This window comes from Martinezella paranaensis, assembly GCF_014200235.1.
Classification (GTDB): Bacteria; Pseudomonadota; Alphaproteobacteria; order Rhizobiales; family Rhizobiaceae; genus Rhizobium; species Rhizobium paranaense.
In genome coordinates this window covers 1-26,477 of record NZ_JACHBI010000020.1, presented here as the reverse complement: position 1 = coordinate 26,477, position 26,477 = coordinate 1, and the positions used below count along the sequence as shown (strand labels likewise).

Annotated in this window: 28 protein-coding genes and 1 riboswitch; of the genes, 17 read left to right on the top strand and 11 right to left on the bottom strand. The window is 60.3% G+C overall.

The window, feature by feature from the left end:
* The first annotated feature begins 15 nt into the window (after nucleotides 1–15).
* Together GGD50_RS29470 and GGD50_RS29465 are read left to right on the top strand one after the other, a co-directional pair.
* On the top strand, nucleotides 16–2,310 hold the full coding sequence (locus GGD50_RS29470; protein ID WP_107108171.1) for a caspase family protein: 2,295 nt from the start codon (nucleotides 16–18) through the stop codon (nucleotides 2,308–2,310).
* Between the two features lie 154 nt (nucleotides 2,311–2,464).
* Complete coding sequence (locus tag GGD50_RS29465) at nucleotides 2,465–2,983, top strand: GNAT family N-acetyltransferase (protein ID WP_107108521.1); 519 nt, start codon at nucleotides 2,465–2,467, stop codon at nucleotides 2,981–2,983.
* A gap of 159 nt (nucleotides 2,984–3,142) precedes the next feature.
* Here GGD50_RS29465 and GGD50_RS29460 read toward each other — a convergent pair whose 3' ends face one another.
* Complete coding sequence (locus tag GGD50_RS29460) at nucleotides 3,143–3,820, bottom strand: alpha/beta hydrolase (RefSeq protein WP_107108170.1); 678 nt, start codon at nucleotides 3,818–3,820, stop codon at nucleotides 3,143–3,145.
* 233 nt (nucleotides 3,821–4,053) lie between these two features.
* Here GGD50_RS29460 and GGD50_RS29455 point away from each other — a divergent pair, with 233 nt between their 5' ends.
* From GGD50_RS29455 to sufA, 7 genes are all read left to right on the top strand, one after another.
* Complete coding sequence (locus tag GGD50_RS29455) at nucleotides 4,054–5,220, top strand: cysteine desulfurase family protein (RefSeq protein WP_107108169.1); 1,167 nt, start codon at nucleotides 4,054–4,056, stop codon at nucleotides 5,218–5,220.
* 148 nt (nucleotides 5,221–5,368) lie between these two features.
* Nucleotides 5,369–6,838, top strand: a complete 1,470-nt coding sequence (sufB, locus tag GGD50_RS29450; protein WP_107108168.1) for a Fe-S cluster assembly protein SufB — start codon at nucleotides 5,369–5,371, stop codon at nucleotides 6,836–6,838.
* Nucleotides 6,839–6,909: 71 nt separating this feature from the next.
* Nucleotides 6,910–7,665: a Fe-S cluster assembly ATPase SufC gene (gene sufC / locus GGD50_RS29445; protein ID WP_028753102.1), complete on the top strand. Its 756-nt coding sequence runs from the start codon at nucleotides 6,910–6,912 to the stop codon at nucleotides 7,663–7,665.
* Between the two features lie 22 nt (nucleotides 7,666–7,687).
* Nucleotides 7,688–8,962 carry a Fe-S cluster assembly protein SufD gene (gene sufD / locus GGD50_RS29440; protein ID WP_107108167.1) on the top strand — a complete coding sequence of 425 codons (1,275 nt, stop codon included), beginning with the start codon at nucleotides 7,688–7,690 and terminating at the stop codon, nucleotides 8,960–8,962.
* A gap of 14 nt (nucleotides 8,963–8,976) precedes the next feature.
* Entirely contained in the window at nucleotides 8,977–10,218 is a 1,242-nt protein-coding gene (locus GGD50_RS29435) for a cysteine desulfurase (protein WP_107108520.1), read from the top strand.
* A gap of 11 nt (nucleotides 10,219–10,229) precedes the next feature.
* Nucleotides 10,230–10,610 (top strand): SUF system Fe-S cluster assembly protein, encoded by a 381-nt coding sequence (locus tag GGD50_RS29430; RefSeq protein WP_107108166.1) that lies wholly within the window; start codon nucleotides 10,230–10,232, stop codon nucleotides 10,608–10,610.
* Between the two features lie 130 nt (nucleotides 10,611–10,740).
* Nucleotides 10,741–11,130, top strand: a complete 390-nt coding sequence (sufA, locus tag GGD50_RS29425; protein ID WP_104823195.1) for a Fe-S cluster assembly scaffold SufA — start codon at nucleotides 10,741–10,743, stop codon at nucleotides 11,128–11,130.
* 21 nt (nucleotides 11,131–11,151) lie between these two features.
* Here sufA and GGD50_RS29420 read toward each other — a convergent pair whose 3' ends face one another.
* The 5 genes from GGD50_RS29420 to gcvT form a co-directional block, all read right to left on the bottom strand.
* Nucleotides 11,152–11,412 carry an addiction module antidote protein gene (locus tag GGD50_RS29420; protein WP_414123935.1) on the bottom strand — a complete coding sequence of 87 codons (261 nt, stop codon included), beginning with the start codon at nucleotides 11,410–11,412 and terminating at the stop codon, nucleotides 11,152–11,154.
* A gap of 25 nt (nucleotides 11,413–11,437) precedes the next feature.
* The gene (locus GGD50_RS29415) at nucleotides 11,438–12,046 is read right to left on the bottom strand and encodes an alpha/beta hydrolase (RefSeq protein ID WP_107108164.1); all 609 of its coding nucleotides are present in this window, start codon (nucleotides 12,044–12,046) and stop codon (nucleotides 11,438–11,440) included.
* Nucleotides 12,047–12,297: 251 nt separating this feature from the next.
* Nucleotides 12,298–15,162: an aminomethyl-transferring glycine dehydrogenase gene (gene gcvP, locus GGD50_RS29410; RefSeq protein WP_107108162.1), complete on the bottom strand. Its 2,865-nt coding sequence runs from the start codon at nucleotides 15,160–15,162 to the stop codon at nucleotides 12,298–12,300.
* Nucleotides 15,162–15,524: a glycine cleavage system protein GcvH gene (gene gcvH / locus GGD50_RS29405; RefSeq protein ID WP_107108161.1), complete on the bottom strand. Its 363-nt coding sequence runs from the start codon at nucleotides 15,522–15,524 to the stop codon at nucleotides 15,162–15,164. The genes gcvP and gcvH overlap by 1 nt, the downstream gene beginning before the upstream one ends.
* 28 nt (nucleotides 15,525–15,552) lie before the next feature.
* Complete coding sequence (gcvT, locus tag GGD50_RS29400) at nucleotides 15,553–16,689, bottom strand: glycine cleavage system aminomethyltransferase GcvT (RefSeq protein WP_107108160.1); 1,137 nt, start codon at nucleotides 16,687–16,689, stop codon at nucleotides 15,553–15,555.
* Between the two features lie 141 nt (nucleotides 16,690–16,830).
* A riboswitch (glycine riboswitch) is annotated at nucleotides 16,831–16,918 on the bottom strand.
* Between the two features lie 183 nt (nucleotides 16,919–17,101).
* Between gcvT and GGD50_RS29395 the strand changes: the two genes are divergently transcribed.
* The 8 genes from GGD50_RS29395 to GGD50_RS29360 all read left to right on the top strand — a co-directional run bounded on the left by GGD50_RS29395 (nucleotide 17,102) and on the right by GGD50_RS29360 (nucleotide 23,476).
* The gene (locus tag GGD50_RS29395; RefSeq protein WP_107108159.1) at nucleotides 17,102–17,635 is read left to right on the top strand and encodes a copper chaperone PCu(A)C; all 534 of its coding nucleotides are present in this window, start codon (nucleotides 17,102–17,104) and stop codon (nucleotides 17,633–17,635) included.
* A gap of 216 nt (nucleotides 17,636–17,851) precedes the next feature.
* Nucleotides 17,852–18,850, top strand: a complete 999-nt coding sequence (locus GGD50_RS29390) for an RluA family pseudouridine synthase (RefSeq protein ID WP_107108158.1) — start codon at nucleotides 17,852–17,854, stop codon at nucleotides 18,848–18,850.
* Nucleotides 18,847–19,500, top strand: a complete 654-nt coding sequence (locus GGD50_RS29385) for an HAD-IA family hydrolase (protein ID WP_107108157.1) — start codon at nucleotides 18,847–18,849, stop codon at nucleotides 19,498–19,500. The genes GGD50_RS29390 and GGD50_RS29385 overlap by 4 nt, the downstream gene beginning before the upstream one ends.
* A gap of 9 nt (nucleotides 19,501–19,509) precedes the next feature.
* Complete coding sequence (locus GGD50_RS29380) at nucleotides 19,510–20,295, top strand: ATP12 family chaperone protein (protein ID WP_107108156.1); 786 nt, start codon at nucleotides 19,510–19,512, stop codon at nucleotides 20,293–20,295.
* Between the two features lie 70 nt (nucleotides 20,296–20,365).
* Nucleotides 20,366–20,842, top strand: coding sequence for a hypothetical protein (locus GGD50_RS29375; RefSeq protein WP_107108155.1), 477 nt, complete (start codon nucleotides 20,366–20,368; stop codon nucleotides 20,840–20,842).
* A gap of 62 nt (nucleotides 20,843–20,904) precedes the next feature.
* Nucleotides 20,905–22,437 carry an acyl-CoA carboxylase subunit beta gene (locus GGD50_RS29370; protein ID WP_107108154.1) on the top strand — a complete coding sequence of 511 codons (1,533 nt, stop codon included), beginning with the start codon at nucleotides 20,905–20,907 and terminating at the stop codon, nucleotides 22,435–22,437.
* Nucleotides 22,438–22,557: 120 nt separating this feature from the next.
* Nucleotides 22,558–22,950: a DoxX family protein gene (locus GGD50_RS29365; protein ID WP_183940800.1), complete on the top strand. Its 393-nt coding sequence runs from the start codon at nucleotides 22,558–22,560 to the stop codon at nucleotides 22,948–22,950.
* A gap of 139 nt (nucleotides 22,951–23,089) precedes the next feature.
* Nucleotides 23,090–23,476 carry a DoxX family protein gene (locus GGD50_RS29360; RefSeq protein WP_183940798.1) on the top strand — a complete coding sequence of 129 codons (387 nt, stop codon included), beginning with the start codon at nucleotides 23,090–23,092 and terminating at the stop codon, nucleotides 23,474–23,476.
* A gap of 13 nt (nucleotides 23,477–23,489) precedes the next feature.
* Here the strand turns inward: GGD50_RS29360 and sugE are convergent, their stop codons facing one another.
* The 5 genes from sugE to GGD50_RS29335 form a co-directional block, all read right to left on the bottom strand.
* Nucleotides 23,490–23,804, bottom strand: a complete 315-nt coding sequence (sugE, locus tag GGD50_RS29355) for a quaternary ammonium compound efflux SMR transporter SugE (RefSeq protein ID WP_183940795.1) — start codon at nucleotides 23,802–23,804, stop codon at nucleotides 23,490–23,492.
* A 153-nt stretch (nucleotides 23,805–23,957) separates the two neighbouring features.
* Nucleotides 23,958–24,791 carry an S-formylglutathione hydrolase gene (fghA, locus tag GGD50_RS29350; protein ID WP_183940793.1) on the bottom strand — a complete coding sequence of 278 codons (834 nt, stop codon included), beginning with the start codon at nucleotides 24,789–24,791 and terminating at the stop codon, nucleotides 23,958–23,960.
* Nucleotides 24,788–25,252 (bottom strand): YaiI/YqxD family protein, encoded by a 465-nt coding sequence (locus GGD50_RS29345; protein WP_183940790.1) that lies wholly within the window; start codon nucleotides 25,250–25,252, stop codon nucleotides 24,788–24,790. The genes fghA and GGD50_RS29345 overlap by 4 nt, the downstream gene beginning before the upstream one ends.
* An 89-nt stretch (nucleotides 25,253–25,341) precedes the next feature.
* Nucleotides 25,342–25,917 carry an S-(hydroxymethyl)glutathione synthase gene (gene gfa, locus GGD50_RS29340; RefSeq protein ID WP_183940787.1) on the bottom strand — a complete coding sequence of 192 codons (576 nt, stop codon included), beginning with the start codon at nucleotides 25,915–25,917 and terminating at the stop codon, nucleotides 25,342–25,344.
* 122 nt (nucleotides 25,918–26,039) lie between these two features.
* On the bottom strand, nucleotides 26,040–26,477 hold a 438-nt coding region (locus GGD50_RS29335; protein ID WP_183940786.1), incomplete at its 5' end, for a zinc-binding dehydrogenase.

The window sequence follows — 26,477 nt, the reverse complement described above, 5'->3', positions numbered from 1 at the left end:
GTGGAAGAAACGAGTATGTCACCAATGCTTTCGATGATGGGATCGTCACTCAGAAAGACGATCCGGGCATTCTTTGCCATGATGTTGGTTTTGGCTGGTATCGCTGTTGCAAGCGCAGCCGCAGCCCAAGGTTCCCCCGAAAAGAGAATAGCGCTTGTGGTGGGCAATGCCGCCTACCAGGCAGGCGCCTTGCCGACGCCGGCGAATGATGCCGGCCTGATTGCGCAAACGCTGCAGGCCGCCGGCTTCGATGTGATCGGCGCGCGCGACCTCGACCAGAACGGGTTACGCGACGCGATGAGGGACTTTCTGACGAAAGCGAATGCGTCAGGTCCCGATACCATCGTTTTCGTCTATCTGGCGGGCTACGGAGTGCAGTATCAGGGCGATAATTATTTCGTGCCTGTGGACGCTCAAATAGCCAATGCCACGGATGTTCCACTCCAGGCCGTGCGGACGAGCGATTTCACCAAATCGCTGGCCGCTCTCAACAATCGCGGCAGCATCGTCGTGCTCGATGCGGCGAGGGCCAATCCATTCGTGCAGTCCAATCAGCCGCTCGCCGGTGGCCTGGCGCTTGTCGATCCCGACGCCAATCAGTTGATCGCCTTCAATGCGGCACCCGGTACGGTCGCGCCGCAGGAGGCAGGCCCCTATGGTTCCTATGCGCATGCGCTGGCGGAGATGATCCGCGTCGGCGGCCTGTCGCTCGGCGATGTGTTCGACCGGACACGACTGCGGGTTAGCGATTTGACCAAGGGCGCGCAGATCTCGTGGAATGCCTCCAAATTCAACAACGCCTTCACCTTCTTCGATCGCGGCCCCAATGCGCCAGCCGCTCAGGTTTCCAGCTACGATAATGCTGCGATCCGAACGAAGGCGATCCGCGATTTCGACGAACGGGATGCCTATTTCGCCGCGCTCGATCGCGACACGATGCGGGGCTATGAGGATTTCCTGGCCGCCTATCCGAACGACCCCATGGCGAGGCGGGTGCGCGCCATCATGGCCGCCCGTCGCGAAGCAATCACTTGGCGCGAGACCTGGGTTGCGGACACGCCAGAGGCCTATTGGTCCTACCTAAGACGCTATCCGCGAGGTCCTCATGTCTGGGATGCCCGGCGCCGCCTGGAACATTTCGAGGCAGCACTTGAACCGCCGTCGTCGTTCACCGTGATCGAATATGACGTGCCGCCACCGCCGCCGCCTGAAATCGTCTATGTCGACCGGCGCGTCCTTTATTTCGATGATGCCGACTTCGGTTACGCTCCGCCGCCGCCCGTCGTCTTCCTGGCGCCGCCGCCACCGGATTTCGTCGTGCTTGAGCCGCCGCGGTCTTCGGTCGATCTCTACGTATTGCCGGACCCGGTCTTTGTTCCGGTTCAAGAATGGGTCGAGCCGCCACGCGATGTCGCGCCGCCCCAAAACAACATCTACTTCAACAACATCCACAACACCGTCGTAAACAATACGACCGTGAACGAAAACGGGGCTGCACCTACCGCACCGGGGCTGACGACAGGACAGAAGCTCGGCGCCGCAGCCGTCATCGCCGGAGCGGGCGCGGCGGCGATGCACGTTGCCTTGCCGCCTTCGGTGCAAAAGAAGGCCGCGGTTCTGCAGAAGCAGACTCCGGCTCCAGCCGTCAAAGCGGCGCCCGCAACCGCTCCGGCGGTGGCACCTTCGGTTCAGCCACAGACTGGAAACGCTGCCGCTCACACACTTCCCGGTGCCAGTGGCCAGCCCCTACCGCCTGCCGGCAAGGTGCCGAACAATCAGGGAGCGCCTCAGGCAAAGCAGCCGCTACCACCTGCTGGCAACACGCCTGCTGTGAAGGGTCAAAATCAGGTTGCAAAGACACCGGCACCTCAGGCGGCTCCAAGCGTGAAGCAGAATTCTGTTGCCGCAGCCCCGAAACCCAATGCTCATGGCCAGCCGGTGAATCCAGCGACGCCGCCCGTTGTCGCCAAGGTTCCCCCGAAACCCAATGCGGTCGTTAATAGACAGCCGCAGGTCGGCAACCAGCCACATGTCGCTGCGGCGCCGCCACGACATGTCAATCCGCCCGCTGCCCAACCAAAGCCTGTGCCTCATGTAGCCGTGCAGCAGCAGGCACCCGCTCCGAAACCACAGGCTCAACCTCGGCCACAACCCCAGCCAAGGGTCGTCCAGCAGCAGGCACCGGCTCCGAAGCCGCAGGCTCAACCCAGGGCGCAGCCTCAGCCGCAGGCAAAGAAACCGCCACCCGCGCCGCAAAAACCTCCGGAAAAGAAGAAGTGCGGTGCTCCGGGCCTGCCTGCATGCCAGTGATTGAATAATATCTCGCGATGATCTGAAGGCCCGCTTCGGCGGGCCTTTTCCATCAGGATTGCCGCCTGATCGCGCTTGTTGAAATCCTGCCGTGCGTTTAGCACTTATGCGGCGTATCGCGGGCTTCAGATCCATCACGAAAGCAGGCAGGCAAATGAGTGACACCATCATACTCGAAACCCCGCGCCTGATTCTAACGATGTGGGACAAAAATGATGCCGAAATGATTCGGCAACTGCATTCGACCATCGAGACGACGCGTTATCTTTCCGGCGCCGCTCCCTGGACTTTGGAGAAGGCCGAGGATCGCCTGAAAAGCTGGTTTGGCGAGCAGGCCGGCGACGGCGTGACGAAATACAAGATGCTCCGACGCGACGACGGCCGTTTCATCGGCCGGGCCGGCTTCTCCCGGTTTCAGGAGGAGCGCGACCGCGGCGAATTCGAGCTCGGCTATTCCATCCGCCAGGACGCCTGGGGAAACGGCTATGCGACCGAAATTGCGGGCGCGCTTGCCGACTGGTTTTTCCAACGCGGTTTCGCCAGCCAGTTCATCGCCTTCACGCATCCGGAAAACACCGCGTCGCAGCGGGTTCTCCGCAAGATCGGCATGCAATACCGTTCGCCGATCATCATTGATGGCGTTTCAGGTCTTTGTTTTAAGATGTCGCGGTAACGCATACCTTCGCCCCAACGAGGAGAAGGCCGAGCGAAGCTCGGGTTGAGGGGGCGTCATTGGGAGGTGATATTGCTTTTCAGCAGCTCGCCGCCGCGATGCGACGAGCCCCCATTCGCCTTTCGAGCACCTTCTCCCCGAGGGGAGAAGGGAATAAAATTACCTGATCCTCTTGGCTGCCGGTTCCGGCACCAGTTCGCCGTTCAGACGACGGTCGAGGTAGTCTTCGCATTCGCCGAGCAGCGTATCGACTTGGCCGTTGAAGAAGTGGTTGGCGCCGGGGACGACCTTGTGGGTGATGAGGATGCCCTTTTGCGTCTTCAGCTTTTCGACGAGGCCGTTGACGTCTTTTTCCGGGGCGACCTTGTCGGAATCACCGTTGATGATCAGGCCGGAGGACGGGCAGGGCGCCAGGAACGAGAAGTCGTAGATGTTCGGCTGCGGCGCAATCGACATGAAGCCTTCGATTTCCGGGCGGCGCATCAGAAGCTGCATGCCGATCCAGGCGCCGAAGGAATAGCCGGCGACCCAGCAGCTCTTGGAATCCGGATGCAGGCTCTGCACCCAGTCGAGCGCCGATGCGGCATCCGACAATTCGCCGGCACCATGGTCGAATTCGCCCTGGCTGCGGCCGATGCCGCGGAAATTGAAGCGAAGCGTCGTGAAACCGCGCTTCTGGAACATATAGAAGAGCTGGTAGACGACCTGATTGTTCATCGTGCCGCCGAATTGCGGATGCGGGTGCAGGATAATCGCTATCGGGGCGCTCTTTTCCTTGGAGGGCTGATAGCGGCCTTCAAGGCGGCCTGCGGGGCCGTTGAAAATAACTTCGGGCATCGATACTCCGGCTCTTCTTTTTCTGCGTTCAAACCATGTGGGACGCAGCAAGTTGACTTGACTAATGCGCTCATCTTTTCTAGAACGCAGTTTAGAACAATTCGAAACTTGGCACGATCTTCCACGCGTTGTTTGTGCAACGGTTTGTGGAACGTGTCATAAGGCATGCCCGGCTGAAATTTCAAGGAAAATGAGCCGGGCACAACAAGGCTTCGTCAGGCAGGAAGAAGATTATGGCGGCAACGCGCCTTTATCTCGACTGGAATGCCACCGCACCGCTTCATCCGGCGGCGCGCGACGCTATGTTGCACGCCTTGGACCTCTATGGAAACCCCAATTCTGTTCATGGCGAAGGCCGTGCCACCCGGGCGGCGATCGAAGCCGCGCGCCGGCAGGTCGCAAGTCTGACGGGCGCCGAACCAGCGCATGTCGTCTTTACCAGCGGCGCGACTGAAGCCGCCAACATGGTGCTGACGCCGGAATTCCGCATGGGCCGCACGCCGCTTGCGATCGGCCATCTCTATATATCGGCAATCGAGCATCCCGCGCTGCGCGAAGGCGGTCGTTTCCCAAAGGAAAAGATCAGCGAAATTCCGGTGACTTCGGACGGTGTCGTCGATCTGCTTGCGCTGGAAGCGATGCTTTCTGCGCATGACAAGGCAAGCGGGCTGCCGATGGTGGCGATCATGCTTGCCAACAACGAAACCGGTATTCTGCAGCCCGTATACGAAGCGGCTCGCATCGTGCAGGCATTCGGCGGCATTTTCGTCGTCGACGCCGTGCAGGCGGCAGGCCGGATTCCGATCGATATCAACGAGATCGGCGCCGATTTCCTCATCGTCTCGTCGCATAAGATCGGCGGACCGAAGGGGGCCGGCGCGCTCGTCTCCCGCGGCGAAGTGCTGATGCCAAAGCCGCTGATTCATGGTGGCGGACAGGAAAAAGGGCATCGTTCCGGCACCGAGAACGCGCTGGCCGTCATCGGCTTCGGTGCGGCCGCTGTGGCTGCCATTGCTGAGTTCGATAGCCGCAACGCGGCCGTCGCGAAACTTCGCGATCGGCTGGAGGAGGGCATGCGGATTGCCGCGTCGGATGTCATTATACATGGCGAAGGCGGTCCCCGCGTGCCAAATACCAGTTTCTTCACCCTGCCGGGGTTGAAGTCCGAAACCGGACAGATCGCCTTCGATCTCGAAGGAGTGGCGATTTCGGCGGGCTCCGCCTGTTCCTCCGGCAAGGTGGGCGAAAGCCATGTGCTGATGGCGATGGGTTGCGACCCCAAGCTCGGGGCGCTGCGTATTTCGCTTGGATTTGCGACGACCGAAGAGGATGTCGAGCGCGCGATTGCTGCGTTTGGCAGAATTGCCGGGCGGCGTAAACCCGCCGGAGCTGCGGCCTAACGGCCACAATTTTGCGGAAACGCAAATTTCCGCTTGCCAAGCGGGCTGAAAAGTCCCTTTTGGCCGACTACATAGAGGGTAGACATTTCAGTCTGCCGCAACGTTGACAAGCTGCCGGACCTTGGATCCGGCGAGATTGGAGAACGACATGCCTGCAGTCCAGGAAACGGTTGATCAGGTCCGCCTGATCGACGTGGACCAGTATAAGTACGGTTTCGAGACCACCATCGAGGTGGAAAAGGCTCCCAAGGGTCTTTCCGAGGACATTATCCGCTTCATCTCTGCCAAGAAGCAGGAACCGGAATGGATGCTGGAATGGCGCCTTGAGGCTTATCGCCGCTGGCTGACGCTTGAAGAGCCGACATGGGCGCGCGTCGACTATCCGAAGATCGACTTCAACGACATTCACTATTATGCCGCGCCGAAGAAGTTCGCCGGTCCGAAATCGCTCGACGAAGTCGACCCGGAACTGCTGAAGACCTATGAAAAGCTCGGCATTCCGCTGCGCGAGCAGGAAATTCTTGCCGGCGTCGAGAAGCCGAAGATCGCCGTCGATGCGGTGTTCGATTCGGTTTCGGTGGTCACCACCTTCAAGGAAGAGCTGAAGAAGGCCGGCGTGATCTTCATGTCGATCTCGGAGGCGATCCGCGAGCATCCCGATCTCGTGCGCAAATATCTCGGCTCCGTCGTTCCGACGACCGACAATTTCTATGCGACGCTGAATTCGGCCGTGTTCACCGATGGCTCCTTCGTCTTTGTGCCGAAAGGCGTGCGGTGCCCGATGGAACTTTCCACCTATTTCCGCATCAACGAGAAGAACACCGGCCAGTTCGAGCGCACGCTGATCATCGCCGAAGAGGGAGCTTATGTCTCCTATCTCGAAGGCTGCACGGCGCCGCAGCGCGATGAAAACCAATTGCATGCGGCCGTAGTCGAGCTGATTGCGCTCGACGACGCCGAAATCAAGTATTCGACCGTTCAGAACTGGTATCCGGGCGACAAGCACGGCAAGGGTGGCATCTATAACTTCGTCACCAAGCGTGGCGATTGCCGCGGCGTCCGCTCGAAGATCTCCTGGACCCAGGTCGAGACCGGTTCGGCGATCACCTGGAAATATCCGTCCTGCATCCTGCGCGGCGACGACAGCCGCGGCGAGTTCTACTCGATCGCCGTCTCCAACGGCCATCAGCAGGTCGACAGCGGCACCAAGATGATCCATCTCGGCAAGAACACGTCGAGCCGCATCATCTCGAAGGGTATTGCCGCCGGCGTGTCGCAGAACACCTATCGCGGCCAGGTCTCGGCACATCGCCGCGCGACGAATGCCCGTAACTTCACCCAGTGCGACTCGCTGCTGATCGGCGACAAGTGCGGTGCGCATACGGTGCCCTATATCGAGGCGAAGAACTCGTCCGCGCATTTCGAGCACGAGGCCACGACGTCGAAGATCTCCGAAGATCAGTTGTTCTACTGCCTGCAGCGCGGCATTCCCGAGGAAGCAGCGATCGCGTTGATCGTCAATGGCTTCGTCAAGGAAGTCCTGCAGGAGCTGCCGATGGAATTCGCTGTCGAAGCGCAGAAGCTGATCGGCATCTCGCTCGAAGGCAGCGTCGGCTGACGTCCACGAAACAGAATTAGCTTTGGCGCGCCACGCGCGCCGCACCTTCATTCCTTCGATAGGATTCTACTATGCTTGAAATCAAGAACCTGCACGCCCGCATCGCCGAAGATGGCACCGAGATCATTCGCGGTCTGGACCTGACGGTGAAGGCCGGCGAAGTGGCTGCTATCATGGGGCCGAACGGCTCCGGCAAGTCGACGCTCTCCTATATCCTTTCCGGCCGCGACGACTACGAGGTGACGGAAGGCGATATCCTGTACAACGGCGAGAGCATTCTGGAACTCGACGCCGCCGAGCGCGCCGCCAAGGGTATCTTCCTTGCCTTCCAGTATCCGGTCGAAATCCCCGGCGTTGCCACCATGCAGTTCTTGAAGGTGGCGATGAACGAGCAGCGCAAGGCGCGCGGCGAAGCCGAACTGACGACGCCTGACTTCATGCGCCGCGTCAAGGACGCTGCCGGCAAACTGCAGATCAACACCGAGATGCTGAAGCGCCCGCTGAACGTCGGCTTCTCCGGCGGTGAGAAGAAGCGTGCCGAAATCCTGCAGATGGCGCTTCTGGAGCCGCAGCTCTGCGTGCTCGACGAAACCGACTCCGGTCTCGATATCGATGCGCTGAAGATCGTCGCCGATGGCGTCAACGCGCTGCGTTCGCCCGACCGCGCCGTGATCGTCATTACCCACTATCAGCGTCTGCTCGACTATATCGTTCCGGACACCGTGCACGTCCTCTACAAGGGCCAGGTGATCAAGTCCGGTGACAAGACGCTGGCGCACGAACTCGAAGCCAACGGCTATGCCGATATCATCGGGGCTGCGGCCTGATCGGGGCGGAAAGGATACGTCGATGAACATTCAGACGACGAGCCGTCTGACCGCCGCTGAGACGGCGCTGATCGAGGCTTATAACAACCAGTTGGGCGATCTGCCGGGCGATGGCGACGTGCTCGCCGTCCGCGACCGCCTGCTGGACGATCTCAAGACCGCAGGCTTGCCGACGCGCCGCTTCGAAGCCTGGCACTATACCGATTTCAAGAACCTGCTACGTTCGGTTCCGACAGACCTCGGCGCCGGCAGTGTCGAGACCCTGTCGCCGACCGTTCCCGGTTCGGCCGTTCTGCCGGTTCTACAGGGCAGCGCGAATGACAAGACTTCGGTCGATGGCCTGGTCGTTCGCCGCTATGCCGATAGCCTGGCGGATGGTACCGCCGCCGCAAGATTGACCGCGCTCGGCAGGGACGACGCCATCGGCCGCATCAACGGCAGCTTCGTGCGCGATGGCTATGTCATCGAGTTTCCCGATGGGACCGAGCTTGACGCGCCGCTGGAGATCCAGTTCGTGCATGCTGGCGGCCAGATCCACAGCCGGCTACCGGTCTCCTTCGGCGCAGATGTCAAGGCGACCGTGATCGAGCGCCATCAGGCTGTGCCCGGTGCTGCTGCGTTGGTCTCCTCGGTCAGCGACATCAAGATCGGCAAGGGTGCCGAAGTGACCTGGATCATCCTGCAGGAGCAGGGAACCGAGGATACGCATCTCGGCCAGATCCGCGTCGACCTCGGCGCGGATGCGAAGCTGAAGCTGTTTGTCATCAATGCCGGCGGCAAGCTGGTGCGCCAGGAGCTGCATGTGAAGGTCACGGGCGAGGGCTCCGACCTCGTGCTGCGCGGCGTCAACCTGCTCGGTGGCGACACGCATACCGATGTGACGCTGGTGCTCGGCCATGACGTACCGCATACGGGTTCGACGGAGATCGTTCGCAACGTGGTGTTCGACCGCGCCCGCGGCATCTTCCAGGGCATGATCCGTGTCGCTCCGGATGCACAGAAGACCGATGCCCGCATGGCCTGCAACACGCTGCTGATGTCCGACGATGCCGAATTCTCCGTCAAGCCGGAGCTGGAAATCTTCGCCGACGACGTGCAGTGCGGCCATGGCGCGACGGTTGCCGATATCGACGAGAACCATCTCTACTACATGATGGCCCGCGGCATTCCCCGGAACAAGGCTCGCGCCATGCTGGTCAATGCCTTCGTGGCCGAAATTATAGAAGAGCTGGAAGACGAAGCCCTGGTCGAGGCGCTGGAAGGCGTTATTTCGGCCTGGCTGGAAAATCACGCCTGATTGGAGCAATGCTCGTGGACAAGATCGTACCAGTCACCGCCTATGACGTCGAAGCGATTCGCCGGGATTTTCCGATCCTGTCGACTACCGTTCATGGCAAACCGCTGGTCTATCTCGACAACGGTGCATCAGCTCAGAAGCCGCAAAGCGTGATAGATGCGATATCGCACGCCTATTCCAGCGAATATGCCAACGTGCATCGTGGCCTGCACTTCCTCTCCAATGCGGCCACCGAAGCCTATGAGGCTGCACGCGAAAAAGTGCGCCGCTTCCTGAATGCGCCCTCGGTAGACGATATCGTCTTCACCAAGAACTCGACCGAGGCGATCAATACCGTCGCCTATGGCTGGGGCATGCCCAAACTCGGTGAGGGCGACGAGATTGTTGTGTCCATCATGGAGCATCATTCCAACATCGTGCCCTGGCATTTTATCCGCGAGCGGCAGGGCGCCAAGCTGGTCTGGGTGCCGGTGGATGACGATGGCGCTTTCCATGTCGAGGATTTCGAAAAGAGCCTGACGGAGCGCACCAAGCTCGTCGCGATCACCCATATGTCGAATGCGCTCGGCACGATCGTCCCGGTCAAGGAAGTCTGCCGAATCGCCCATGAACGCGGCATTCCGGTGCTGATCGACGGATCGCAAGGCGCCGTGCACCTGCCCGTCGACGTGCAGGACATCGATTGCGACTGGTACGTTATGACCGGTCACAAGCTCTACGGCCCTTCGGGGATCGGCGTGCTTTACGGCAAGAAGGACAGGTTGCGCGAGATGCGCCCCTTCCAGGGCGGCGGCGAGATGATCTTCGACGTCACCGAGGACAACGTGACCTACAACGATCCGCCGCATCGTTTCGAAGCCGGCACCCCGCCCATCGTCCAGGCGATCGGGCTCGGCTTCGCGCTCGACTATATGGAGAGCGTCGGCGGGGAGGCGATCGCGCGGCACGAGGCCGATCTCGCGGCTTATGCAGCGGAACGGCTGCGGGAGATCAATTCGCTGCGCGTTTTCGGCACGGCACCCGGTAAAGGCGGCATCTTCTCCTTCGAGCTCGCAGGTATCCATTCTCACGACGTTTCGATGGTGATCGATCGTCAGGGCGTTGCCGTGCGCGCAGGCACGCATTGCGCCCAACCGCTCTTGAAACGCTTCGGCGTGACCTCCACATGCCGTGCATCGTTCGGCATGTACAATACCCGTGCCGAGGTGGATGCCCTGGCCGATGCGCTGGAATATGCGCGTAAATTCTTTGCCTAAGGAGGCAAGCGATGTCACTCGATGAAAGCGAACAGAAGATCGACGTGCGCGAGGGCATCGTGCATTCCAGCATTCCCGAGGCCGAGCTGGCACGCCTCAGCGACGATGTCATCGCCGCGCTGAAGACGGTCTATGACCCTGAAATTCCGGCCGACATCTTCGAACTCGGCCTGGTCTACAAGATCGACATCGAAGACGATCGCGTGGTGAAGATCGTCATGACGCTGACTGCGCCGGGTTGCCCGGTCGCCGGCGAAATGCCGGGCTGGGTCGAAAACGCGGTCGGCGCCGTCGAAGGCGTTTCCGGCGTCCAGGTCGCCATGACCTTCGACCCGCCATGGACGCCGGATCGCATGTCGGAAGAGGCGCAGGTGGCAGTCGGCTGGTATTGAAGCTTTAAGCCGCTCGCTTTACATTATGACTCGAAGCACCGGATCTTGACCCCGGTTGCATTTAAGTGGGCATCGGCTGATCCGAAAACCGGATCCACTTTTCGGGCCGATGCCAGAGGAGAATAAGCCCATGGGCTTTGCAGTGATGAGCATGACGGATGACGCTGCGGCGCGCGTCAAGGCAATCGTCGAGAATTCCGGTCCTGATGCTAAGGGCGTTCGCGTCGGCATCAAGAAGGGCGGCTGCGCCGGGATGGAATATACCATCGACCTCGTAACCGAACCGAATGCCAAGGACGACCTGATCGAGCGCAACGGCGCCAAGGTCTGGGTGGAGCCGTCAGCGGTGCTTTATCTGCTTGGCACCGAAATGGGCTTTGAAACCACGACGCTGCGCTCCGGTTTCACCTTCACCAATCCCAACCAGACATCGGCCTGCGGCTGCGGCGAATCCGTCGAGTTGAAGCCCGCCGATCTCGCTGCTTTGGCGGCACAGCGTCAGGCGGCTCCGGCTGTCTGAGCATCCTTACGCCGCCTTGTATCAGGCGGCGTCCGATTTCCGGTCGATGACCGGCACCGGCGTCAATGTCAGGCCAAGCGCCTTCACGACCTTCAGAATCGTCGCAAATTCCGGATTTCCGTCGCCGCTGAGCGCGCGATAGAGCGCCGAGCGGTTCATGCCGACGTCCTTGGCAAGCTTGCTCATGTTGCGCGTTCGCGCCACGGCGCCAAGTGCCTTGGCTATAGAGGAGGGATCGTCGGTTTCGAAAGCGGCTGCAATATAGCCGTCTATAGCGTCCATGCTGATGGGGCTTTCCTCATCCATCCTATATGCCTTTCCGTATAAGCCAGTCGCGGATGAGAGCGGGCTCGCTTGCATGCAAGCCATGTCCCGTGGGCAGCACATAGGCGCTGACATCTGCGTGGCAGTTCTCAAATTGATTTTTGACGAGCACGGCGTCAGCGGCTTCCCGGCGCTGATCGTGTTCGCCTGCAATGATTAGGACCGGCAGGCCAGTCATTGGCGGAAAAGCCGCCTCTGGTGCCGGAGAAAGTGGGCGCAGCAAGATGGCTCCAGAGGCCAAGCTCGGTTGAGAGCGTAGAATCGACGTGGCCATGATCGCCCCATTGGAAAAACCAAGGAGGATCGGCGCTTGCTTCAGCATGAGCCCGGCGATGAACCGACAGAGCAACTCCGTCTGCAAGCCGAGATCGTCATAGTCGAGACTACGATCAGGATTGCGGCGAAAGAAGGCAAAACCGCCTTCCCATTCCACGGCGCCACGCAAGGACATATAGGGTCGCTGCGGCGCCATCTCATCGGCAAGAGGAATGAGGTCAGCCTCACTTCCGCTGCTGCCATGCAGCAGAAGAAGCGGCGGAAAGGAAGAACCTTCCCGTCCGGCAATGAGATGAAATTCTGGCAGTTCCGGCATGATATCCGACTTCCAGCGCCGTCTTTCGTCGCGCTAAAGCTCGTCGCGATCTTTCAGATTCGCTCCCGCGCTTTAGCTCCTTGTTTGTGCAGGTCGTTTTCGCAAAACCGCCGCACACTTTTGCGCGACATGCATTGTCAAAAACGCCGCGCGTCCGATCGGACACGCGGCGCTGTCATAGTGATTTTTCGCGATAGATTTATGTCGGCCATGAGCGAAGCGGCTGAGCCGCTTCGCTTTTTTGGAAACATTTACTCCGCGGCTTCAGCGTAGGCCTCTACTGGCGGGCAGGTGCAGATGAGGTTTCGATCGCCGTAGACATTATCGACACGATTGACGGGCGACCAGTATTTGTCGACCCGGAAGGCACCCGGCGGGAAGCAGGCCTGTTCGCGGGAATAGGGCCGGTTCCATTCGCCGACGAGGTCCTCGACCGTGTGCGGCGCGTTTTTCAGCGGGTTGTCGGTCTTATCCATCCGGCCTTCTTCGATGGCGCGGGCTTCCTCGCGGATCGCCAGCATCGCCTCGCAGAACCGGTCAAGCTCGGCCTTGGTCTCTGATTCGGTCGGCTCGATCATCAGCGTGCCGGCAACAGGCCAGCTCATGGTCGGGGCGTGGAAGCCGCAATCGATCAGGCGCTTGGCAACATCGTCGACCGTGACGCCGGCGCTGTCGACCAGCGGACGCGTGTCGATGATGCATTCATGCGCCACACGGCCAGTCTTCGACTTATAGAGCACGTCGTAAGCGCCATTCAGCCGCGCCGCGATGTAGTTGGCGTTGAGGATCGCAACCTTCGTCGCCTGTGTCAGCCCTTCGCCGCCCATCATCAGGCAATAGCTCCAGGAGATCGGCAGGATTGAAGCCGATCCGAAAGCCGCCGCAGACACCGCGCCACTGCGACCGTCCGTCTCCGGATGCCCGGGCAGGTGTGCCGCCAGATGCGCCTTGACGCCGATGGGACCCATGCCGGGACCGCCGCCGCCATGCGGAATGCAGAAGGTCTTGTGCAGGTTCAGGTGGCTGACATCGGAACCGATGTCGCCGGGACGGGAGAGGCCGACCATGGCGTTCATATTGGCGCCATCGAGGTAGACCTGACCGCCGTGCATATGCACAAGATCGCAAATCTCCTTCACCGTCTCTTCGAAGACGCCGTGCGTCGACGGATAGGTGATCATGCAGCAGGAGAGATTATCAGCGTATTGCTCAGCCTTGGCACGGAAATCCGCCATGTCGATATCGCCGTCATCGCTGACTTTGACGACGACCACCTTCATGCCGGCCATCTGTGCGGATGCCGGATTGGTGCCGTGCGCCGAGGTCGGGATCAGGCAGATGTCGCGGTGGCCCTGGCCATTGGCGATGTGGTAGTTGCGAATGGTGAGCAGGCCGGCATATTCGCCCTGCGCGCCGGAATTCGGCTGCATGGAGAAGGCGTCATAGCCCGTCACCGCGCAGAGCTTTTCCGTCAGGTCATCGATCATCTCGCGATAACCGAGCGCCTGGTCGGCCGGGACGAAAGGATGAATATCCGAGAATTCCGGCCAACTTATTGGCAACATCTCAGCCGTTGCATTAAGCTTCATCGTACAGGAGCCGAGCGGAATCATGGAGCGGTCGAGCGCCAGATCGCGGTCGGAGAGCCGGCGGATATAGCGGGTCATCTCGCTTTCGGCACGGTTCATGTGGAAGATCGGATGCGTCAGATATTCGCTGGCGCGCAGCATATTCTTTGGAAGACGATAGCCGGATTCGAAGTCGGCGAGACGGAAGTTGCCGCCGAACGCACGCCAGACCGCTTCGAGCGTTGCCGGACGCGAGCGCTCGTCGAGGCTCATGCCGATCTTAGTTTCGCCTACCTTGCGCAGATTGACGCCTTCGGCGACAGCCGCGCGCAGGATCAGGCCTTGCATGTGACCGACCTCGACGGTGATCGTGTCGAAGAAGGTCTCCGGTTCGATCTTGTAGCCGAGCTTTTCCAGCCCCTTTGCCATCAATACGGCCTTCTGATGCACCTGCTGGGCAATAGCCTTGATGCCCTGGGGACCGTGGAAGACGGCATACATGGACGCCATGACGGCGAGCAGCACCTGTGCGGTGCAGATGTTCGACGTCGCCTTTTCGCGGCGGATATGCTGTTCGCGCGTCTGCAGCGACAAGCGATAGGCACGGTTGCCGCGGGCATCGACGGAAACGCCGACCAGGCGGCCGGGCATGGAGCGCTTATAGGCGTCCTTGACGGCCATGTAAGCGGCATGCGGACCGCCATAGCCGACCGGCACGCCGAAGCGCTGCGATGAGCCAATGGCGATATCCGCACCCATTTCGCCGGGCGATTTCAGCAGCGTCAGCGCCAGCGGATCGGCGGCAACGACGGCGATGGCGCCGGTCTGATGCAGCCTTGAGATCAGGCCGGTGAAGTCATTGATGTGACCATGTGTACCCGGATATTGGAAAATGGCACCGAAGACATCGACGGGATCGAGATCGGTGAAGGGATTGCCGACGACGACGGTCCAGCCGAGCGGCTCGGCGCGGGTCTTGATCAATGCGATGGTCTGCGGATGGCAATCCGCGTCGACGAAGAAGGCCCTGGCTTTGGATTTCGCCACGCGCTCTGCCATCGCCATGCCTTCGGCGGCAGCGGTCGCTTCATCAAGCAGCGAGGCATTGGCAACATCAAGGCCTGTCAGATCGCAGATCATCGTCTGGTAATTCAGCAGTGCCTCGAGGCGGCCCTGGCTGATTTCCGGCTGGTAGGGCGTATAGGCCGTGTACCAGGCCGGATTTTCCAGAATGTTGCGCTGGATGACGGGTGGCGTGATCGTGCCGTAATAGCCCTGACCAATCAGCGAGACGAGCACCTTGTTCTTGTTGGCGGTCTCGCGCAGCTTGTCGAGCGCCTCGCGTTCGGTCATCGGCGCCTCCCAGGTGAGCGGCGCCTTCTGACGGATGGAGGGCGGCAGCGTCGCATCGATCAACCCGTCGAGGCTGCCATAGCCGATTACCTTCAGCATGTCGGCCATTTCGGATGGAGACGGGCCGATATGGCGGCGATTGGCGAAATCGTAGGGCTGGTAATCCGTGAATGTGAATTCCGTAGGCGTATTCATTACGCGATGAGCTCCTTGTAGCCGGATTCATCCAGTAAACCATCAACATCAGCGATATTCCTAAGCTTTAGCTTGAAGAACCAGCCGGCACCCATCGGGTCGGAATTGACGAGCGCCGGATCGGCGGTGATGGCTTCGTTGATCTCGGTGATCTCGCCGTCGAGCGGACAATAGACCTCGGAGGCCGCCTTGACGGATTCGACGGTCGCGGCATCGTCTCCCTTGGAGAAGCTGGCGCCGACCTCGGGCAATTCCACGAAAACGAGGTCGCCGAGCTGTTCGGCGGCATGCGCCGTAATCCCGACGGTCGCGACATCGCCTTCAATGTTGAGCCACTCATGTTCTTCGGTGAATTTCAGCATGGAGGATCCTCTCTGGAATATGACGTTTTCAGCGTTTGTAGGTGGGGGTGACGAAGGGCAGGGTAGAGACGGTGACCGGCAGGTATTTGCCGCGAACCTCGGCATAGATCTGCGTCCCCGGCGCGGCGAAACCGACGGGCACATAGCCCATGGCCACAGGTCCTTCGACGCTCGGACCGAAGCCGCCGGAGGTGACTTCGCCGATCTCGGTTTTGCCCTCGGCGTCGGCATAAAGCTTGGCGTGGCCGCGTACCGGCGCCTTGCCCTCCGGCTTCAGACCGACGCGGCGGCGCGATGCGCCGCTGTCAAGCTCTGCAAGGATGCGGCTGGCGCCGGGAAAACCGCCGGCGCGGGCACCGCCGGTTTTGCGGGTCTTCTGGACTGCCCATTCGAGCGCGGCTTCCACCGGCGTCGTCGTCTGGTCGATATCGTTACCATAAAGGCAGAGCCCGGCTTCGAGACGCAGGGAGTCACGGGCGCCGAGGCCGATCGGCTGGACATCGGGATGCTCCAGCAGCCGCTTGGCAATATCCTCGGCCTTGTCGACCGGTACGGAAATCTCAAAGCCGTCTTCGCCGCTATAGCCGGAACGGGAGACGAGACAGGAAACGTCATGCAGGCGGCAATGGCGGACATCCATGAACTTCATATGGGCGAGATCGGCCCAGAGTTCGGCGAGAACCGAAACGGCACGCGGTCCCTGCAGTGCGAGCAGCGCGCGATCAAGTAAAGTGATTTCGCAGCTATCGCCGATATGATCTTGAAGATGCTTGAGATCTTCATCCTTACAGGCGGCGTTGACGACCACGAAAAGATAGTCGTCCATGTGGGTGATCATCAGATCGTCAAGAATGCCACCGTTATCATCGGTGAAGAAACCGTAGCGTTGACGACCTTCGGGAAGCCCGAGAATATCGACCGGCACAAGGCTTTCCAGCGCCAGTGCGGCATCCTCATACTTGCCGGAACGGGCACGGATCGTAACTTGCCCCATATGAGAGACGTCGAACACGCCGGCCGATGAGCGCGTCCAGAGATGCTCTTTGAGCACGCCCGCAGGATATTGAACCGGCATGTCATAGCCGGCGAACGGCACCATACGAGCACCGAACGACAGATGCAGGGCGTGAAGGGGTGTTTTCTTGAGGGCAGCGGTCTCGTCCAAATGACGCCTCCGGGGTTTGCGCTTAGCGCAGAGCTCAAAATTTCGGCGCGGCTGCGCCTTACGATGAGCCCCCTCTGTCTGTTTGCCTGAGATTGTTATCCCTTCGGCGAGCGCTTGCGCGCTTCTCTCCAGAGTTCCGTCTGCCCCTTGTTGGTCCTTTGGCCTGAGAGTTTCCGGGGCGGTTGCTCCTTCGGCACCGGCTTGCACCGGATTCTCCCAACAGGGTTGAGTGCCATTATCTGGTAGACGCTAAAGATGGCAAGGGGCAAATGTCGCCCTGAAACAAATTTTTGTCGTGTCCTTTGTTTGAGCAAATGCAGATGTGCGCGACCGATCGATGCAGGGGACTTTGCAATCCCGCTTCGAGAGGCTATCCCATGAGTTGAATAGAGGAGCCGGGCAGGAGACAATGATGAACCGTAAAATCGCCGCCGCATTGCTGATTTCGGCGACCGCACTTTCCTTCTCCGCTGCGACCGCCATGGCCCAGCAGAGCAATGACATGAGCAAAATGCCCGGGATGCACATGGATGCGGGCAAGGCGCCGGCGGGTTCGGCGGCAGCCAAGCTCGGCGACCTCGACATCAGCGGCGGTTATGTTCGCGCCATGCTGCCCGGCCAGCCTGTCGGTGGCGGCTACATCACCATCCACAATGGCGGCAGCAGCGACGACAAATTGACGTCCGTGACCTCTTCTGCCGCCGGGAAGGTGGAACTGCACGAGATGAAGATGCAAGGCGAGGTGATGAAGATGCGGGAAATCAAGGAAGGCATCGCCATTCCCGCCGGCGCCACCGTGACGCTTTCGCCAAATAGCATGCACATGATGTTCAAGCAGGTGAAGACGCCATTCAAGCAGGGCGGCACGGTGCCGGTGATGCTGATGTTCGATAAGGCGGGTATGGTCGATATCGACCTGCCGGTGGTTGCGCCGAACGCAAAATGAGGTTTGCGGGGCGCCGGGATGCATCGCTGACACAAAATTCCCGCCCGTAGATAATTCCGGTTTCCACTTTTCGTCGAAATGCTCTAAAGCCACCTCAAAAGGCCGGGATGACCCGGCCCCTTGGGGCAAGGCTGCCCCAGTCCTTTGATTTGGCATGATCTTGTCCGAAACCGTTTCGCGCTTTGGAATCATGTCGCGGTTCTTGAAAGAAGACGAATGGCCGGGATTGAGCATATAAAGGTCGAGCCCGACGAGGCTGGCATGCGCCTCGACCGCTGGTTCAAGGTACATTTTCCAGGGCTCGGCTTTGGCCAGTTGCAGAAGCTGATGCGCTCCGGCCAGGTACGCGTCGACGGCGGCCGCGTGAAGACGGACGCGCGTGTGCAGCCGGGACAGATGGTGCGTGTGCCGCCGCTCGACGTCGATGCCAAGGCGTCGAAGAGCGGCCCCATTGCCGGCAAGGAGCTGAAGCATTCCGGCGATGCCGAGCTTTTGGCGCGTATGCTGCTGCATGAGGACGACAAGGTCTATGTGCTGAACAAGCCGGCCGGCCTTGCCGTGCAGGGCGGCTCAGGCGTCAGCCGCCATATCGACAAGATGCTGGAAGCCTGGACGAGCCAGAAGGGCGAGAAGCCGCGTCTGGTGCATCGCCTCGACCGCGACACCTCAGGCGTCCTCGTGGTCGCCCGCACCCGTGGTGCCGCGCAGAAGCTGACGGCCGCCTTCCGCGAGCGCGACACCAAGAAGACCTATTGGTCGCTGGTGAAGGGCGTGCCGCGCAAGCACGAGGACAAGATCTCGACCTGGCTGGTGAAGGAAGCCACCGCCGATGGCGACCGGATGCGCATCGCCAAGCATGGTGAGGAGGGCGCCGATCACGCGGTCTCCTTTTACCGTGTCGTCGAAACCGCCGCCCAGCGTCTCGCCTGGCTGGAAATGGAGCCCTATACCGGCCGCACGCACCAGCTCCGCGTCCATGCGCTGCATATCGGCCATCCGATCATCGGCGATCCCAAATATTTCGAGGACGATCCGAATTGGGATTTTCCAGGCGGCGTTCAGAAGCGGTTGCATCTGCATGCTCGTCATATCGATATCCCGCATCCGAATGGCGGGCGCCTGCGCGTCACCGCGCCGCTGCCGCCGCATATGGTACAGACCTGGAACCTCCTCGGCTTTGACGAGGCATCGGCAGGGGAGCCGGACGACGAATGAGGCTGGTGCTTTTCGATTGCGACGGGACGCTGGTCGACAGCGCCCGGCTGATCCACGAAGTCATGGCGCGCACTTTCGTCGATTTCGGCTACAAGCGTCCCGATGTCGCCTCCACCAAGTCGGTCATCGGCCTGACGTTGGATATCGCCATTGCACGCATGCAGGGCAAGCCGCATGTCGATGACGAGGCGATCGCGATGACGGCGCATTACAAGTCGATCTTTACCGGCGTGCGCGACGAAGGGGATATGCAGACCCCGCTTTTCGACGGCATCAGACCGCTGATCGAAACACTGGCCGCCCACGATGAATTGCTGATCGGTGCCGTGACCGGCAAGTCCCGCCGCGGCTTGACGCATATTCTTGAAGTGAATGGCTTTACGCCCTATTTCGTGGTCTCGCGCACCGCCGATGATTGCCCCTCGAAGCCACATCCCGCGATGGTCACGGAATGCTGCAGCGAGACGGGCATGGACCCGCATGATACGATCGTGATCGGCGATGCGGTCTACGATATGCAGATGGCGAAAGCGGCGGGTGCGACTGCTATCGGTGTGGCCTGGGGTTATGCGTCAGTGGAAGAACTGCTGGCGGCAGGCGCCGACACGATCGCCCATCACCCGAACGACCTGTTGAGCCATATTCTGTGAGGTGACGCCATGCGCGACCTGTTGAACGACCTTTCCGAAGACCTGAGCCATCCCGACCCCATCCGCCGGGCACAGATCCAGATGAAGAAGCCGCTGCCGAAGCGTTTCTACAAGGATGTGAGTATCCGCGAGAGCGAAGACGGCCATGTGATCGAGCTGGACGGCAAGGTGGTCAAGACGCCCGCCCGCCGATCACTCGCCGTGCCGACCGAGGCGCTGGCAAAGCTGGTCGCAGCCGAGTGGGCGCGGCAGGTCGAGGTCATCGATCCGGCCATCATGCCGGTGACGCGCTTGGTCAACACGGCGCTCGATGGTGTGGCAACCGATAGCCAGGCGGTATTCGAGGACATCCTGCGCTTTTCCTCCAGCGACATGCTTTGCTATCGTGCCGATGGGCCGGAGCGCTTGGTAGAGCGGCAATCGGAGCAGTGGAACCCGCTGATCGATTGGGCCGCGCACGAACTCGGTGCCCGTTTCATCCTGGCCGAAGGCGTCATGCATCAGGAGCAGCCCCGCGAAGCGATTGCCGCGTTTGCCGTGACGCTGCGCAAATATGACACGCCGCTAGAACTCGCCAGCCTGCACACGATCACGACGCTGACGGGCTCGGCGATCCTGGCACTCGCTTTCGCCGAAGGCCGGCTGCCGCTCGACGAGGTGTGGTCGCTCGCCCATCTCGACGAGGATTGGACGATCGAACATTGGGGCCGCGACGACGAGGCAGAGCAGCGCCGCGCCCAGCGCTTCGAAGAGTTTCAGGCGGCCACGGATGTTTTTTCCGCGCTTCGTAGTTGAATATTGTTGATTTCCAGTCCGTTATATCGAACTCTGCATCTCACGGGTTGGGAATTTCGGGACGCGAATCATGGTATCGTTGAGGTCGGGTGCGGTATCGGCGCTCGCAGGATGTTTGGCGCTGGCGGCATGCTCGAGCTGGTCGCTCACGCCGAAGCCGTCAATCCCGGCCTATGACGTACGCAGTGCCACCGTCGTTGCCGATCAGGCTGTGCCGCCTGTTTCTCCTGCGCTGATTTCGGGCCTCAACGAACGCGTCAATGCCGCCATCGCCGTGACGACCCGCGATACACCCTTGCCGAAGGTGGCGCTCACCATCCGCCTGACGGACGTTCGCAAGGCAGGGAGCTTCAACCACGACCGCAACACGGCCAAGGTCAATATCGACGCCGCTTCGGTCGATACCGGCGCCGTGCTTGCCATTGCTTCCTTCGATACGTCGAATTTCACTCCGGACCCGATTGCGGCCGACAATCTGATGGCCGAGGACATCGCTGCCCGCATCCGCTCCATCTTCGTGCTGAAGACGCCATCGTTGGTGAACTGAGCCGACGGCTTCAAACGGCGGCTAGGCCATGCTAAGCCGGATAAGCGGAGAAGAGGGCCATCATGAAAGAGATCCTGCAGGAATTGGAACGTCGCCGTGAGATCGCAAGGCTCGGAGGCGGGCGGGCGCGTATCGATGCGCAGCATGCACGCGGCAAGCTGACGGCGCGCGAACGTATCGAAATCTTCCTCGATGAAGGCTCCTTCGAAGAGTTTGACATGTTCGTGGAACATCGCTCGATCGATTTCGGCATGGACAAGACCAAGATCGCCGGCGACGGCGTCGTCACCGGCTGGGGCACCGTCAATGGCCGCACCGTTTTCCTCTTCGCCAAGGATTTCACGGTTTTCGGCGGCTCGCTTTCGGAAGCGCATGCCGAGAAGATCATGAAGGTCCAGGACATGGCGCTGAAAAACCGCGCGCCGATTATCGGTATCTATGATGCCGGCGGCGCGCGAATTCAGGAAGGCGTGGCCGCGCTCGGCGGCTATGCCGAGGTATTCCAGCGCAACGTGCTCTCCTCCGGCGTCATTCCGCAGATCTCGATCATCATGGGCCCCTGTGCCGGCGGTGATGTCTATTCGCCGGCTATGACCGACTTCATCTTCATGGTGCGCGATACGTCCTACATGTTCGTCACCGGCCCGGACGTGGTGAAGACCGTCACCAACGAAACTGTGACGTCTGAGCAGCTCGGCGGCGCCTCGGTGCATACGACGAAATCCTCGATCGCCGACGCTGCCTATGACAACGATATCGACACGCTGCTGCAGGTGCGCCGGCTCATCGATTTCCTGCCTCAGTCGAATACCGCTGATCTCCCGGAGATCGAGTGCTATCAATCGGTCACAGATCCCGACGCCTCGCTCGACACGCTGATCCCGGCCAATGCCAACAAGCCCTACGACATCAAGGAGTTGATCCTGAAGGTGGCGGATGAGGGCGATTTCTTCGAGATCCAGGCCAGCTTCGCCAAGAATATCGTCTGTGGCTTCGGTCGCATCGAGGGAGCGACGGTCGGCTTCGTCGCCAATCAGCCGATGGTGCTGGCGGGCGTGCTCGACAGCGACGCGTCGCGCAAGGCGGCACGTTTCGTGCGCTTCTGCGATTGCTTCAATATCCCGATCGTCACCTTTGTCGACGTGCCCGGCTTTCTGCCGGGAACCGCGCAGGAATATGGCGGGTTGATCAAGCATGGCGCCAAGTTGCTCTTTGCCTATGCCGAAGCCACCGTGCCGAAACTCACCGTCATCACTCGCAAGGCTTTCGGCGGCGCCTACGACGTCATGGCGTCGAAACATCTTCGCGGTGACCTGAACTATGCCTGGCCGACGGCACAGATCGCCGTCATGGGTGCCAAGGGCGCGGTCGAGATCATCTTCCGCAAGGATATCGCCGATCCCGATAAGATTGCGGCGCATACGAAGATGTATGAGGACCGTTTCCTGTCACCTTTCGTCGCCGCCGAGCGCGGGTATATCGACGAAGTGATCATGCCGCACTCGACGCGGCGGCGGCTGGCACAGGGGCTCAGAATGCTGCGCAACAAGGATCTGACCAATCCCTGGAAGAAGCACGATAATATTCCCCTTTAAATATGTGACAACAAGTCACGGATTCTACACGGAAAATTGATTGGGTGTCAGAAGCCGTGTCTTCACCTTCGCCTACATACAAACTAATGGTGACTCTAGAAAGCTAAACTGGAGTAAAAGATGACACTTTCCGAACGCTTGAATCAATATCAGCCTTATGCCTTGACTGTGCTGCGCATCATAATCGGCCTACTGTTTATGGAGCATGGGATGCAGAAGCTTTTCGGCTTCCCGGCTGGTGGTCATGGCGATGGTCCGCTGCCGACACTGATGCTGGTTCAGGGCATTCTGGAAGCCTTCGGCGGCCTGGCAATTTTCCTCGGCCTGTTCACGCGCCCGGTTGCGTTCATTCTGGCCGGCAATATGGCGGTTGCCTATTTCATGGCGCATCAGCCGAAGGACTTCTTCCCGGTCAACAACGGTGGCGACGCAGCCATCCTGTTCTGCTTCGTCTTCCTGTTCTTGATCTTCTCAGGCCCGGGCCCTCTGGCTGTCGACAATCGCAGCAAATAACATGCAATCGCCGGGCTTGGATCGACATTCCGAGCCCGGCGAATAATTTCGCCGTTCGCGTGTTGACTCCGATATCAGCAGAAAGCGACCATATTCCCTAGAGGTACAGGCCGCCTTCTCAGTTCAGACGGAGATTTTCATGCCGGTTTTCGAGCGCCTGTCGCAGCATCAGCCCGCCGCCCTTGCGGTCCTCAGAATCGTGACCGCGCTGTTGTTCTTCGAACACGCCACGCAAAAGCTCTTCGATTTCCCCCCGGCACCTTTTGAAATCTCGACACTGTTTTTCGTAGCCGGGGTGATCGAACTCATCGGCAGCATTCTGATTTTACTCGGGCTCTTCACCCGGCCCGTCGCCTTCATCCTCAGCGGTGAAATGGCCTTCGCCTATTTCATGGTGCACATGCCGATCGATTTTTTCCCTGCCAACAATCAGGGCGACGGCGCGGTGCTCTTCTGCTTCATCTTCCTGTACATGGTGTTTGCGGGACCGGGCCGCTGGGCGCTGGACAACCTCCAGCGCTCATGATGCCAATTAAGGCTCAGGCGACGAGCTTGAGTCCGGCAATGCCTGCTACGATCAGGCCGATACAGAACAGGCGAACGAGGGTCGCGGGGTCGCCCAGCAGCCAGATGCCAAGCAGGACAGTGCCGACCGTGCCGATACCGGTCCAGACGGCGTAGGCCGTTCCCATCGGCAAGGTCTTCACCGCAAGGCCAAGCAGCACGACGCTCGCCACCATAGAGATGACGGTGAGACCCGTTGGGATCGGCCGTGTGAAGCCATCGGTATATTTCAGGCCGACGGCCCAGCCGATTTCAAATAGACCTGCGAGAAAAAGCAGGAACCAAGCCATGTTACGCTCCTTTTTAAGAGCGAGGCCGTCCCCGCGGTGTCTTACGGCCGGAAATCCGGTGCCGACCGCCGCAGTCGTCTGCGCGGGGGAATATATGCCTCAGTTGAATCGCTCTTTCAAGTTGGGGAGCGCATGGCTGCTATGCCACCCGTTTCACGCCAGCCGTTCGGCATGCCACTTGAGGTGATCGTCCATGAAGCTGGAGATGAAATAGTAGGAGTGATCGTAGCGCTCGTGCATGCGCAGCGTCAGGTCGATGCCGGTGCCTTTGATCGCTTCTTCGAACAACCATGGACGCAGGCCGGTTTCGAGGAAGCCATCGGCTTTGCCCTGATCGATCAGAAACTCCGGGAAACGTGCGCCGTCCTCGACCAAGGCACAGGCGTCGTATTTGCGCCAGGCGGCCTTATCGGCACCGAGATATTTCTCAAGCGCCGGCGCCGACCAGTCGGCGGTCGAGGGCTGCACGATCGGCGCAAAGGCAGAGCAGCTCTTGAAGCGATCCGGATTCTTCAGCGCAATCGTCATCGCACCGTGGCCGCCCATGGAATGGCCGAAAATGCCTTGCCGGCTCATATCCATGCGGAACTGCTGGCTGACGAGGGCGGGCAGTTCCTCGGTGATGTAGGTGTACATCCGGTAGTTCTCGGCCCAGGGCTCTTCGATGGCGTCGAGATAGAAGCCTGCGCCTTTGCCCATCTGCCAATTGGTCAGTTCGTCAGGAATATCATTGCCACGCGGGCTGGTGTCCGGGCAAACAATGATCAGGCCGAGTTCGGCGGCCATGCGGCGATATTCGCCTTTTTCCATCACATTGGCATGCGTGCAGGTAAGACCGGAGAGATACCAGACGACCGGGCAGGGCTCCTTGATCGCTTGCGGCGGCACGAAGACCGCGAAGGTCATCTCGCACTGGCAGGCCTCCGATTCATGCGAAAAGACACCCTGCATGCCGCCGAAAGCGGTGTTCTGGGAAATGATGTTCAAGGCTGACCTCCAGGCGGATTATGAGCTTTGGCACGCCGGCAAAGGCGATCGAAGGTTTCGAGAAAGGCGGAGCGGTCGCGTGGCGAGAAAGCGGCATTGTAGCCTTTGCTCTCGCCGGTCTCGCGCAGATGTGCGCCGAGATCGCGCATCGCGGTGACCATGCCGATATTGGTATTGTCAAAAATGCGGCCGGTTGGTCCGGTCACCAGCGCGCCGGAGGCGACGCAGCGACCGGCGAGTGGCACATCCGCCGTGACGACGATGTCGCCGGAACCGGCATGTTCGGCGATCCAATTGTCGGCGGCGTCAAAAGCGTTGGAGACGATAATATTCTTCACCATCGGATCGCGTGAGGGTCTGAGGCCCGAATTGGCGACGAGCGTCACCTCGATGCCGTGGCGCTCGGCCACTTTCAAAATTTCCGGCTTGACCGGACAGGCATCGGCATCGACATAGATCATGGGAGCAGAAGTTGCTTCATTGGAGAGCGCTGCGCATCCGGCCGAACGCGCAGTCGCGGTTTAGCGAAGTCCGCCATCAGGGGCCAGACCTATTCCCTTAATGTGCCCGCTTTTTTCGCCACCCAGGTTGCCAGAACGTCCATAAGCGTTGGGTTCAGGCAATCGTAAGGCTCAAGGCGAAGTTCCTTCAGCTGGCTGCGAACGGAGGCCATGGCGGATGGCGGCGTTCCCGACTCGATGATCGACGAGACGAACGCGGCGAAGGTGGGTTCGGGCCAGCCGCTCTCCTGAAAACGCTCGGGATGAATGAAATCCAGACCTTTGAAGGCATGGTCGCGCTCTACCGGGCCGTACATGTGCACGCCGCACGCCTTGCAGGCGTGCCGCTGGATCAAGGCGTCGGGATCAACGACCGCGAGCTTGTCGCCATTTTCCAGGACCTTGACGTTTTCATGCGGTGTGACGGCGACGATCGAAAAGGCTGCGCCGTTCGGCTTCCAGCATTTCGTGCAGCCGCAGGCGTGGTTATGAGCAATCCCGCCGGTGATGGCGACTTTGACCGGGCGATCGGTGCAGGCGCAGACCAGCGTCCCACCGCTGAAATTCGCCTGTCCCGCCTTCACTCCGCCGTCGAGCGCCGGGTGTATCGATACCTGACTTGGCATGTTCAGCTTCCTCCTCCTTGGTTGCCCACGGCCCCCAAATCTGGATCGATTTGCGAAAAGGCCGTGTGCTATTCAAAGTCGTGCGACATTCTCCCGTGTCGTCGTCTTGATCGACGATCGTCTTAGTAAAGCACCACGCCCCTGACACTCTTTCCCGAATGCATGAGCTCAAAACCCTTGTTGATGTCTTCGAGCGGCATGGTGTGGGTGATCATCGGATCGATCTGGATCTTGCCCTCCATGTACCAGTCGACGATCTTCGGAACATCGGTGCGGCCACGCGCGCCACCGAAGGCCGTGCCCATCCAGCTACGCCCAGTGACGAGCTGGAACGGACGCGTCGAAATCTCCTGGCCGGCGCCGGCAACGCCGATGACAACGGACTTGCCCCAGCCGCGATGCGAGGCTTCCAGCGCCTGGCGCATCACCTTGGTATTGCCGGTGCAGTCGAAGGTGTAGTCGGCCCCGCCGATCTGATCGGCACCACGCTTCGTCATGTTGACGAGGTAAGGCACGATGTCGTCGCCGACCTCCTTCGGATTGACGAAATGCGTCATGCC